The 10,159-nt window shown below is 63.2% G+C and carries 11 protein-coding genes; 4 read left to right on the forward strand and 7 right to left on the reverse strand.

Annotated features, from left to right (window positions below; translation table 11 throughout):
* Position 1 precedes the first annotated feature (1 nt).
* Positions 2 to 457 carry a tol-pal system-associated acyl-CoA thioesterase gene (gene ybgC, locus PZL22_RS15215; RefSeq protein ID WP_003527598.1) on the reverse strand — a complete coding sequence of 152 codons (456 nt, stop codon included), beginning with the start codon at positions 455 to 457 and terminating at the stop codon, positions 2 to 4.
* 127 nt (positions 458 to 584) lie between these two features.
* Between ybgC and PZL22_RS15220 the strand changes: the two genes are divergently transcribed.
* From PZL22_RS15220 to PZL22_RS15230, 3 genes are read left to right on the forward strand one after another with little or no spacing between them, the layout of a single operon-like run.
* Positions 585 to 1,805, forward strand: a complete 1,221-nt coding sequence (locus tag PZL22_RS15220) for an NAD-dependent epimerase/dehydratase family protein (RefSeq protein WP_003527600.1) — start codon at positions 585 to 587, stop codon at positions 1,803 to 1,805.
* On the forward strand, positions 1,802 to 2,680 hold the full coding sequence (locus PZL22_RS15225; protein WP_003527606.1) for a glycosyltransferase: 879 nt from the start codon (positions 1,802 to 1,804) through the stop codon (positions 2,678 to 2,680). Before PZL22_RS15220 ends, PZL22_RS15225 begins: the two co-directional genes overlap by 4 nt.
* Positions 2,677 to 3,603: an NAD-dependent epimerase/dehydratase family protein gene (locus PZL22_RS15230; RefSeq protein WP_003527608.1), complete on the forward strand. Its 927-nt coding sequence runs from the start codon at positions 2,677 to 2,679 to the stop codon at positions 3,601 to 3,603. The genes PZL22_RS15225 and PZL22_RS15230 overlap by 4 nt, the downstream gene beginning before the upstream one ends.
* 139 nt (positions 3,604 to 3,742) lie before the next feature.
* Here PZL22_RS15230 and PZL22_RS15235 read toward each other — a convergent pair whose 3' ends face one another.
* The 4 genes from PZL22_RS15235 to ruvC all read right to left on the reverse strand — a co-directional run bounded on the left by PZL22_RS15235 (position 3,743) and on the right by ruvC (position 7,063).
* Positions 3,743 to 4,645 carry a metallophosphoesterase gene (locus tag PZL22_RS15235; protein ID WP_003535960.1) on the reverse strand — a complete coding sequence of 301 codons (903 nt, stop codon included), beginning with the start codon at positions 4,643 to 4,645 and terminating at the stop codon, positions 3,743 to 3,745.
* Between the two features lies 1 nt (position 4,646).
* Positions 4,647 to 5,687, reverse strand: coding sequence for a Holliday junction branch migration DNA helicase RuvB (gene ruvB / locus PZL22_RS15240; RefSeq protein ID WP_003535962.1), 1,041 nt, complete (start codon positions 5,685 to 5,687; stop codon positions 4,647 to 4,649).
* A 171-nt stretch (positions 5,688 to 5,858) separates the two neighbouring features.
* Positions 5,859 to 6,476 (reverse strand): Holliday junction branch migration protein RuvA, encoded by a 618-nt coding sequence (ruvA, locus tag PZL22_RS15245; protein WP_003535964.1) that lies wholly within the window; start codon positions 6,474 to 6,476, stop codon positions 5,859 to 5,861.
* Positions 6,477 to 6,550: 74 nt separating this feature from the next.
* Complete coding sequence (gene ruvC / locus PZL22_RS15250) at positions 6,551 to 7,063, reverse strand: crossover junction endodeoxyribonuclease RuvC (protein ID WP_003535966.1); 513 nt, start codon at positions 7,061 to 7,063, stop codon at positions 6,551 to 6,553.
* A gap of 168 nt (positions 7,064 to 7,231) precedes the next feature.
* Between ruvC and PZL22_RS15255 the strand changes: the two genes are divergently transcribed.
* Positions 7,232 to 8,221 (forward strand): LLM class flavin-dependent oxidoreductase, encoded by a 990-nt coding sequence (locus PZL22_RS15255; protein WP_003535967.1) that lies wholly within the window; start codon positions 7,232 to 7,234, stop codon positions 8,219 to 8,221.
* A gap of 186 nt (positions 8,222 to 8,407) precedes the next feature.
* Here PZL22_RS15255 and PZL22_RS15260 read toward each other — a convergent pair whose 3' ends face one another.
* Both PZL22_RS15260 and PZL22_RS15265 read right to left on the reverse strand, forming a co-directional pair.
* Entirely contained in the window at positions 8,408 to 9,154 is a 747-nt protein-coding gene (locus PZL22_RS15260; protein WP_010970171.1) for a YebC/PmpR family DNA-binding transcriptional regulator, read from the reverse strand.
* A 116-nt stretch (positions 9,155 to 9,270) separates the two neighbouring features.
* The gene (locus PZL22_RS15265) at positions 9,271 to 10,104 is read right to left on the reverse strand and encodes an MBL fold metallo-hydrolase (protein WP_284718705.1); all 834 of its coding nucleotides are present in this window, start codon (positions 10,102 to 10,104) and stop codon (positions 9,271 to 9,273) included.
* Positions 10,105 to 10,159: the final 55 nt, after the last annotated feature.

Raw genomic sequence — 10,159 nt, forward strand, 5'->3', positions numbered from 1 at the left:
CTCACGCGGAAGCCGCTTGCGCAGCCAGGAATTTCGTTGCCAGTGCCTCCGGCAGACGCCGTGGCCGCCCCTGACCGTTGATGACCGCGATGATTACCTTGGCCGCGATCAGCAGCGCGTCGCCGCGCCTGATCTGCTGCTGCAGGATCATTTTTGCGCCGCCGGCCTTTTCGGTCGCGGTCTCGATGGTCAGGACGTCGTCCATGCGCGCCGGTGCCTTGAAGTCGATTTCCATACGGTGGACGACGAAGACGAGGCCTTCCACGTCGCCTTCGATCGCCAGCGACGCCTGCTCGACGCCGAGAAGCCGCAGATAGTCGGTCCGGGCGCGCTCCATGAAATGCAGATAGCGCGCATGGTAGACGACGCCGGAAAAATCGGTGTCCTCGTAATAGACCCGCTGGATCAGTCGGTGGCCGGTCTCGGTCAGCTCGCCGGCAAGCGAAATCAGTGACATGGCATTCTCCGGGAGGATTTATTGCGTTTTCCTGTGCAGGAACAAAAAGACATTTGCAAGCACTGCAGCTTTGTCACAATCCTATCCTATCAGGACCCTGTCCTCTTCCCGAGCAGGAGAATCGTGCATGAAGATTGCAGTCCTCGGCGGTGACGGTTTCGTCGGCTGGCCCACCGCCCTGCATTTGTCCGATGCGGGCCACGAGGTTCACATCCTCGACAATCTCTCCCGCCGCTGGATCGACACGGAACTCGGCGTTCAATCCCTGACGCCGATGGATTCCATCCAGGAGCGCACGCGCATCTGGCACGCGGAAACCGGCCGGCGTATCCACTTCAATCTGATCGATCTCGCCCGCGACTACGAACTCCTGAAGAACTGGCTGGCGGAGCATCGGCCCGATGCGGTCGTCCACTTCGCTGAGCAGCGGGCCGCCCCCTATTCGATGAAGAGCGACAGGCACAAGAACTACACGGTCAACAACAACGTCAACGCGACCCACAATCTCCTGAACGCACTGGTCGAACTCGAACTCGATGCCCATCTCGTGCATCTCGGTACGATGGGCGTTTACGGCTATTCCACGATCGGGGCGGCGATCCCTGAAGGCTACCTGCCCGTCGGCATCGAGACCATGGGCGGAGAGACGGTGAACCAGGAAATCCTCTATCCTTCCAATCCGGGCTCCGTCTATCACATGACCAAGTGCCTGGATCAGCTGCTCTTCCAGTTCTATGCGAAGAATGACCGCCTCAGGATCACCGATCTGCATCAGGGCATCGTCTGGGGCACGCATACGGAGCAGACGCGGCGTCATCCGCAGCTCATCAACCGCTTCGACTATGACGGCGATTACGGAACCGTCCTCAATCGTTTCCTGATCCAGGCAGCAATCGACTATCCGCTGACGGTTCACGGAACCGGCGGCCAGACGCGCGCCTTCATCCATATTCAGGACTCGGTGCGCTGCATCGAACTCGCGCTCAGGAACCCGCCGGCGCGCGGCAGCCGCGTCGAGATATTCAACCAGATGACGGAAACGCATCGCATCCGCGATCTCGCCGAGATGGTCGCACGCATGACCGGCGCGAAAATCGCCTGGCTGCCCAATCCGCGCAAGGAAGCGGCCGAGAACGAACTCGTGGTGCGGAACGAGAAATTCCTCGCGCTCGGCCTCAATCCGGTTCGCCTCGAAGACGGGCTGCTTTCGGAGATCGTCGACGTGGCGAAGAAATTCGCCTATCGCGTCGATCGCTCGCGCGTGCCGGCGGTTTCCGCCTGGACGAAGGACATCGCCCCCTTGATCAACCACGATCCGGAGGGCAAGCGGCTGAAATCCGTTTCATGAGCCGCGTCTTCGCCAGTCCGGAGGGGCTCAGTTCCTCCTCCACGGTGACTGCGCGCCACGCTTTCGTGACGCTCGTCACCAACAGCGACTACGCGCTCGGTGCGCGGGCCCTGCTCAGATCGATCCGTCTCACCCGGACGCCCGCAGATATCGTCGTGCTCCATACCGGCGGGGTGGATGCCGCCTCCCTCGAGCCGCTGACCGAATTCGACTGCCGCCTGATCCAAACCGACCTGCTGCCGCTTTCGGACGAATTCAACGCCCGGCATCAGCGCCGCAACGTGCATGAGCAGGCCCCCTTCACAAAAGGACGCAAGCCCGATTTCCATTCGCCGCTCGACAATTTCTGCAAGATAAGGCTGTGGCAACTGGTGGAGTACGAACGCTGCATCTTCATCGATGCCGACGCGATCGTGTTGCGCAACATCGACAAGCTGTTTCTCTATCCGGAATTTGCCGCAGCGCCGAACGTCTATGAGAGTCTCGCGGACTTCCACCGCCTGAACTCCGGCGTCTTCGTCGCCGAGCCGGCAGTCGCGACCTTCGAGAAGATGCTCGCGGTCCTTGATGCGCCGGACGCCTTCTGGCCGCGCACGGACCAGACCTTTCTGCAAAGCTTCTTCCCCGATTGGCATGGCCTGCCGGTGACGATGAACATGCTGCAATATGTGTGGTTCAACCTGCCTGAGCTTTGGGACTGGCGCTCGATCGGGGTGCTTCATTACCAGTATGAAAAGCCGTGGGAGAAGGATCATCCGCGCGCGGATGCGCTGCGCCCGCTGATCGATCTCTGGCACGCTTTTCTGAGCGGCGAGCAGATTCCCGATATTGCCGGTCTTGCCAATCCGCCGCATGCCGGCCGCGTGTCCCCATGACCCGTGTTCTCGTCTCCGGCGGCACCGGATTCGTCGGCCGGTTCATCGTCGAGCACCTGCTGGCAAACGGCTATGAAGTCACGGTCGGCGGGCGCTCTCCGCCCCCTGCCGGCTTTTATTCGCAACGGGTGGCCCATGTGCCGCTCCGTCTCGACGCGGGTGCGGACCAGGCCGGCGCCTTCGACGATATCTATTATTTCGTCCATGCGGCCTTCGAGCATGTCGAGGGCAGATATCGCGGAGGCGAGGGTGACGATCCCACGAGTTTCCGCCGCGCCAATCTCGACGGCTCCGTTCGCCTTTTCGAGGAAGCGCGCGCCGCCGGCGTACGGCGCTGCGTTTTCCTGTCGAGCCGCGCCGTCTATGGCGAGACGGCGCGGCCGGTTGTCGCTGAGACGTCACCTGTCGAGCCGGACACGTTCTACGGACAGGTAAAGCTCGCCACCGAGAACGCCTTGAAATCGATGACCGACCACAGTTTCGTCACGACGAGCCTGCGCGTCACCGGTGTCTACGGCCCCGCGGGCTCGGGACGAAAACACAAGTGGAGCGATCTCTTTTCCGATTACATTGCCGGCCGGCCGGTGCCAAGGCGCATCGGCACGGAAGTCCACGGCGACGATGTCGCCCAGGCCGTCCGCCTCATGCTAGAAACCGAACCGGCGAGAATATCCGGTCAGGTGTTCAACGTCTCCGACGTGCTGACCGACAACCGCGAGATCCTCTCCTTTCTCCAGGCTGCAAGCGGCTGCCCGCACCCTCTGCCGCCGGCAGCGGAAGCGGCCGAATTCAAGACGATGTCGACGGAGAAGCTGCGCGCTCTCGGCTGGGTGCCGGGCGGAAGGGAAAGACTGGCTGCGACGATCCGGGAGCTTGCCGTGCAAGCTGTGACCGTTGAACCAAGATTTCGCCCCTCACCCTAACCCTCTCCCCGCGAGCGGGGAGAGGGGACATGCCCCCTGCGAATGCGCGGCCGATATTGGTTGCAATGACGAAACCGCGAGTCCCTTCTCCCCGCATGCGGGGAGAAGGTGGCGGCAGCCGGATGAGGGGCAATTCCGGTCATCCGAGATCGACGACCACAATTTCCGGCGGCACGCCAAAACGGATCGGTGCAATGGAGCAGCCAAGGCCGCCCGAGACGATGAGGTTGCGATCTCCCTCGACAATATGACCATAGGCGTACCGGTCGCCGAAACGCGATGGCACGACGGGCGAGTGGCCGGCAAAGCGCACCTGTCCGCCATGCGTGTGACCGGATAGTGTCAATGCCACCCGCGAGGGCACCTTCGGAAAAATATCCGGCTCGTGCGCGAGCAGTGTCACAGGCGCCTCGTCCGTCACCTGTGCAAGCGTGCCGTCGAGATCGTCGAGTCCGCCCATCCACGCGCGTTTCCATTTCCGTCCCGGCAGGAGCGCAAGCTGGTCCTCGAGCCCTGCGAGCCAGAAGGGGAAGCCGCTCTTCTCAAGGCGGACCGCGCGATTGCTGTACACCTGAATGCCGACGCCGGCCAATGCCCGATGGCCGAAGGTATCGCCGCCGCCGTTCTTCTGGGCGGTCCTGTCTTCCCACCAATCATGATTTCCCATGATCGCATGGACGCCGAGGGGTGCCCTGAGCGTGGCAAGCGCCTTCGACCACTCGCTCGAATGGACATAGCGCGTCACGAGATTCATGCCGGAAGCGTAGTCGCCGAGAAGGACCGTCACGTCGCCGCCGAGGTCGTTGGCGCGCTCGCATATGGATGCGATGCGGCGCGCAGACATCCAGGGTTCGCAGGCATGAACATCCGCGAGCGCGACCAGGCGGAGCTTCAGGCCGGGGCTCCAGCCGGGTGGCGTCAGGGCGTAGCGGGCCACCCTCAGACGCGCAAGCGGTTCGATGCCGAAGGCGTAGCTGCCCAGGGCCACGGCGCTCACCAATCCACCGCCGAGGACCTTCATGAAGCCCCGCCGGGTGATCATTTCAGTCGTCCTCGAGCGTCAGCCGGAATTGGCTTGCCTCGACATCCCGTGGCGGATTGAGGCCGAGATGCTTCCAAGCATTCGCCGTGAGCACGCGGCCACGCGGCGTGCGCTGGATGAAGCCCTGCTGGATCAGATAGGGCTCGATGATGTCTTCGATCGCGTCGCGCGGCTCGGAAAGCCCGGCGGCGATCGTCTCGATCCCCACCGGCCCGCCGCCGAAATTCTGGGCGATCATCGTCAGATAGCGCCGGTCGAGCTGGTCGAGACCCATGCTGTCGACGAGCAGCCGGGTCAGCGCCTCGTCGGCAATCTTTAGCGTCACGGCCTCCGCCCGTGCGACCTCGGCGAAGTCGCGCACCCGGCGCAGGAGGCGGCCGGCGATGCGGGGCGTTCCGCGCGCCCGGCGGGCAATCTCGCGCGCGCCTTCGTCGGTCATGCCGAGACCCATCAGCCGCGCGCCACGCCGGACGATCAGCTCCAACTCCTCGACCGTATAGAAATTGAGCCGCACGGGGATGCCGAAGCGATCGCGCAGCGGCGTCGTCAGCAGTCCGAGGCGCGTCGTCGCCGCCACGAGGGTGAACTTTGCGAGATCGATCTTCACCGAACGGGCCGCCGGCCCCTCGCCGATGATGAGGTCGAGCTGGAAATCCTCCATGGCCGGATAGAGGATTTCCTCGACGGCCGGATTGAGGCGGTGGATTTCATCGATGAAGAGCACGTCGCGCTCTTCGAGATTGGTGAGCAGCGCCGCAAGGTCACCGGCCTTGGCGATCACCGGGCCGGAAGTCGAGCGAAAATTGACGCCGAGCTCCTTCGCCATGATCTGCGCCAGCGTCGTCTTGCCGAGCCCGGGCGGGCCGACGAAGAGCACGTGGTCGAGCGCTTCGCCGCGATTGCGCGCCGCCTCGATGAAGATCTTCAGATTGGCGCGGGCTTCAGCCTGGCCGGTGAACTCGTCGAGCGTCTGCGGGCGCATGGTCGCATCGAGGTCTTCGCCTCGCTTTTCCGGCGCGATCAGACGTGCGGCTTCGCTCATGTCATTGCTTCCGTTTCGGGCTGTCCGCGGCCATAGGGGTGCCGGTGTTGAGGCCGGTCACCGCCGCTGCCGCGCTCAACCATAATTGGGGCGCCCGGATCAATCCAGCGAGAACGGCCAGCGTCCCTCTACTCCAATGCTTTTGTGGCCGCAGGAAGGCTCGCCGCTTCCTCACCGCGACAGTTCCTTCAAGCCGAGGCGGATCAGCTTGGCGCTGTCGCCGCCCTCCCCGCCGTTTTTCAGCGCAGCCGCAACGGCGTTGGCCGCCTGGTCTCGCGAATAGCCGAGATTGGTGAGCGCCGAGACCGCGTCCGCAACCGGCGCTGCGGCAACGCCTTCGCCGAGCTCCTGCTTGAGGCCGATCGATGGTGCCATCTCGCCGGCGAAGGCCGGAGCCTTGTTCTTGAGTTCGGTGACGATACGCACGGCAACTTTCGGACCCACGCCCGGCGCGCGCGAGATCGACGTCTTGTCCTGCAAGGCGATGGCATTGGCGAGTTCCCCGGGGGTCAGCGTGGAGAGCACCGCCAGCGCCACCTTGGATCCCACACCCTGAACGCTCTGAAGCAGGCGGAACCATTCGCGCTCCAACGCGCTCAGGAACCCGAACAGCTTCAGCTGATCCTCGCGCACATAGGTCTCGATGAAGAGCACGGCCGCCTCTCCGGCGCTTCCGAGCTTTCCGAGCGTGCGCGCCGAGCAATGGGCGACATACCCGACCCCATGCACGTCGAGAACCACGTGGTCCTCGCCGATCTCGTCTATCGTGCCCTTGAGCTTGCCAATCATCCGGTTGCCCTCCAACGCCCTTTGACCTGCCGGCCAGAGGGCGTATCGCTTGCCGTCATATTCATTCGCACGACCTACCCCGCAAGCGCCGCAAGGCGGCTCGTCACTGCCTGCCTGTTATGGGCGTGGCAGATGGCGATGGCGAGCGCGTCGGCGGCATCGTTGCCTTTGAACTCGGCCTTGGGCATCAGGACTTTCAACATCATGTGTATCTGCTGCTTTTCGCCGTGGCCGACGCCGATCACGGCCTTCTTGACGGCGTTCGGCGCATATTCCGCGACCCTCAAGCCCGCCCGGGCCGGCACCAGCATGGCGATGCCGCGCGCCTGGCCGAGCTTCAGCGTGGCGGTCGCATCCTTGTTGACGAAGGTCTGTTCGACAGCGGCCTCGTGCGGCTGGTAGCCGTGCACCACCTCGGCAAGCCCGTCATGCAACTGGCAGAGGCGGGAGGCAAGATCCAACTCGCCATCGGAAGTGACGGTGCCGGAAGCGACGAAACGCAGCGAATTGCCGAGCGTTTCGATGACCCCCCAGCCGGTGCGCCTCAAGCCCGGATCGATGCCGATGATGCGAATCGTATTCTGCATGCTTCACCCTATTTCGGTCGGCGGGACGCTGCCAGCAAAAAGTGAACAAAACAAAAACATTGCACAGAAATGGTCGCGTACTGTCTAAAAGCGCCGGGGCACCCTTGGCGTAAGGAAACTTGAACCTACATTGCGGAAGATCAATTTCTCTTAATTGAAAGCCTCGCCATGATCCCCTTTTCCATTCTCGACCTGTCGCCGATCACCGAAGGGGGCAGCATCGCAGAGTCGCTCGAAAATTCGCAGCGGCTGGCAATCGCGGCGGAGGAGAATGGCTATCAGCGCTTCTGGCTGGCCGAACACCATGGCATGAAGGGCATTGCCAGCGCCGCGACGTCTCTCGTGATTTCGCATGTGGCTTCGGCCACGCGGACGATCCGCGTCGGCTCAGGTGGCATCATGCTGCCCAACCATTCACCGCTCGTCATCGCCGAGCAATTCGGCACGCTTGCGGCGCTTTACCCCGGCCGCATCGATCTCGGCCTCGGCCGCGCGCCCGGCACGGACATGAGAACGGCGCAGGCGCTCCGCCGCAACATGGAGGCGAGCGCCAACAATTTCCCCAACGATGTCGTGGAACTGCAGGCGCTTCTCGGCCCGGCGACCGAAGACCAGAAGATCATCGCCGTTCCGGGCGCGGATTCGAACGTGCCGATCTGGCTGCTCGGTTCGAGCCATTTCAGTGCCCATCTCGCCGGCATGCTCGGCCTTCCCTTCGCCTTCGCCTCGCATTTCGCGCCGGACATGCTGCTTTCCGCGCTCGAAATATACCGCGAGCGCTTCACCCCGTCGCCACAGCTCGACAAGCCGCATGTCATGGTCGGAGTCATGGGCGTCGCAGCGGACACGGACGAGGAGGCGAACCACCTCTTCACCTCCATGCAGCAATCCTTCGTCGCGCTTCGCCGCAATGCGCGCGGGCGCTTCCCGCCGCCGGTCAAATCGATGGACGGCCTCTGGAGCCAGGACGAGAAGATTTTCGTCGACCACGCAATGAGCTACGCCGTGGTCGGCGGCCCCGAGACGATCCGCCGAAAGATCGAGGCGTTTCTCGATCTCACCAAGGCGGACGAGTTGATCGTCTCGATGCCGATTTTCGACATGGAAGCGCGATTGCGTTCGGTGAAGCTGTTCGGCGGGATCCGGAGAACGGGTTGAGTGCTCTGATCGCAACCGGCCCGATACGCCCCGCTTTGCCCTGCCGGGCATTCTCCCGTCCTACCCGACGGTGAATGCAGTGCGTGCACGCTGCCTAATTGAATTGAGTGGAACATCGCCGCTTGCCGATCTCCCCCCTTGCGGGGGAGATGGCCGGCAGGCCAGAGGGGGGTACCCTTCCTCTCCTCAGGCCGAAAGCTTCGCCAGGACCTCGTCGGAGACCTCGAAGTTCGAGTAGACGTTCTGGACATCGTCGTCGTCTTCGAGATTGTCGATGAGCTTCATCAGCGACTGTGCCTTTTCCTCGTCGACCGGCACGGTATTCTGCGGCTTCCAGACCGCCTTCACGGTCTCCGCCTCGCCGAGCGCGCCTTCGAGGGCCTTCGACACCTCGCCGATATCCTCGAACCCACAGGTGATGGTGTGACCTTCCTCATCGGTCTCGACGTCGTCGGCACCCGCTTCGATCGCCGCTTCCATCACCTTGTCGGCGTCGCCGGCGGAAAGCTTGTAGGTGATTTCACCGACGCGATCGAAGGAGAAGGAAACCGAACCGGTTTCGCCGAGCGCACCGCCCGCCTTGGTGAAGGTGGATCGTACGTTGGAGGCGGTGCGGTTGCGGTTGTCCGTCAGCGCCTCGACGATGACCGCGACGCCGCCCGGGCCGTAGCCCTCGTAGCGGACTTCTTCGTAATTCTCGGCATCGCCGCCCGCAGCCTTCTTGACCGCGCGCTCGATATTGTCCTTCGGCATCGACTGCGCCTTGGCGTTCTGGATCGCCAGACGCAGACGCGGATTCATCGTCGGGTCGGGAAGGCCGGTTTTTGCTGCGACGGTGATTTCGCGCGCGAGCTTGGAAAACATTTTGGAGCGCACCGCATCCTGACGGCCCTTGCGGTGCATGATGTTCTTGAACTGTGAATGGCCAGCCATGACGCCCTCTGCATGCGTGATTTTGGTGAGATCGGGCGCCTTATAGTTTCATTGCCGCGTCCAGTCCAGCAGTCGCGTCGTGTTTTCAGGAGGCGGGAAATGCGCTGCAGCGGTCCTCAAACGCCCTGCAGGACATAGATGAGCGGTCTGCTCGGCAGGGAACGCAGCGACACCTTCACGGAAGGCTCCGTGGCGAAGCGCTTGTCGAAGTCATCGCCGAACATCGCCAGAAAGTCGTTGGTCATCGGCCTGTGCATCGGCAGGATCAGCGCCGAGCGCAGCCGCGAGACGACACGGCTCATGCTCTCCGCGCCCATCGTCAGCCCGCCGTCCACCGGCACCATGAGCACGTCGAGCCGGCCGATCTGCCGGTAATGGCTTTCGTCGAGCTCGTGGTGCAGATGGCCGAGATGGCCGATACAGAGCCCGGCAATCTCGAAAATGAAGATCGAATTGCCGTCCCGTTCCATGCCCTCGAAGCCTGAACGGATATCCGTCGTCACATTGCGGATATAGGCGTCGCCGACGACGAGGTCATGATCCGCCGGCTCGCCATTGTCGCCCCAGCCATGCAGGACATGCGCGATCGCCGGATCAGGCGCCAGGGTGTAGTGGCTGGAATGGACCCTGTTCATCGTCGCCACCGTAGGCGGCGATGGGGTCCGGAACCAGCCGTTGTAGTCCGTGGCGATCGAAACCCCGCCCGGCGTTTCGATCAGGAAGGTCGAATGGCCGAGAAAGGTGATCGTCACCTCGCTCGTGTCGGCCGACGCCACCGGAGTGGCATCGGCGGCCGAGAAGCTGGCGAACGTCGCCGCCGGCGTGGCTGCCGCGATCGCCTGGCATTGGCTCACATGGGCTTTCGCCTGCTGCGCGTGAGCCGGTGTCGGCCAGAGCGCATGGATGAGCCAGATGACGGTCAGGGTGTAGGCAAGGTATCGCAGCAGCATCCTTCACCTCTCACATATGGGGGATGAAAAACTTGCTCTCTCATTCCGCCCGCAT

This window comes from Ensifer meliloti (genome assembly GCF_030064585.1).
Taxonomy (GTDB): Bacteria; Pseudomonadota; Alphaproteobacteria; order Rhizobiales; family Rhizobiaceae; genus Sinorhizobium; species Sinorhizobium meliloti.

What these genes read in the sequence shown, in the direction of transcription:
- PZL22_RS15260 (WP_010970171.1), bottom strand. Translation starts at nt 9,154, where the DNA reads ATGGCTGGCCATTCACAGTTCAAGAACATCATGCACCGCAAGGGCCGT.
- PZL22_RS15230 (WP_003527608.1), top strand. Translation starts at nt 2,677, where the DNA reads ATGACCCGTGTTCTCGTCTCCGGCGGCACCGGATTCGTCGGCCGGTTC.
- ybgC (WP_003527598.1), bottom strand. Translation starts at nt 457, where the DNA reads ATGTCACTGATTTCGCTTGCCGGCGAGCTGACCGAGACCGGCCACCGA.
- ruvB (WP_003535962.1), bottom strand. Translation starts at nt 5,687, where the DNA reads ATGAGCGAAGCCGCACGTCTGATCGCGCCGGAAAAGCGAGGCGAAGAC.
- PZL22_RS15265 (WP_284718705.1), bottom strand. Translation starts at nt 10,104, where the DNA reads ATGCTGCTGCGATACCTTGCCTACACCCTGACCGTCATCTGGCTCATC.
- ruvC (WP_003535966.1), bottom strand. Translation starts at nt 7,063, where the DNA reads ATGCAGAATACGATTCGCATCATCGGCATCGATCCGGGCTTGAGGCGC.
- PZL22_RS15255 (WP_003535967.1), top strand. Translation starts at nt 7,232, where the DNA reads ATGATCCCCTTTTCCATTCTCGACCTGTCGCCGATCACCGAAGGGGGC.
- ruvA (WP_003535964.1), bottom strand. Translation starts at nt 6,476, where the DNA reads ATGATTGGCAAGCTCAAGGGCACGATAGACGAGATCGGCGAGGACCAC.
- PZL22_RS15225 (WP_003527606.1), top strand. Translation starts at nt 1,802, where the DNA reads ATGAGCCGCGTCTTCGCCAGTCCGGAGGGGCTCAGTTCCTCCTCCACG.
- PZL22_RS15220 (WP_003527600.1), top strand. Translation starts at nt 585, where the DNA reads ATGAAGATTGCAGTCCTCGGCGGTGACGGTTTCGTCGGCTGGCCCACC.
- PZL22_RS15235 (WP_003535960.1), bottom strand. Translation starts at nt 4,645, where the DNA reads ATGATCACCCGGCGGGGCTTCATGAAGGTCCTCGGCGGTGGATTGGTG.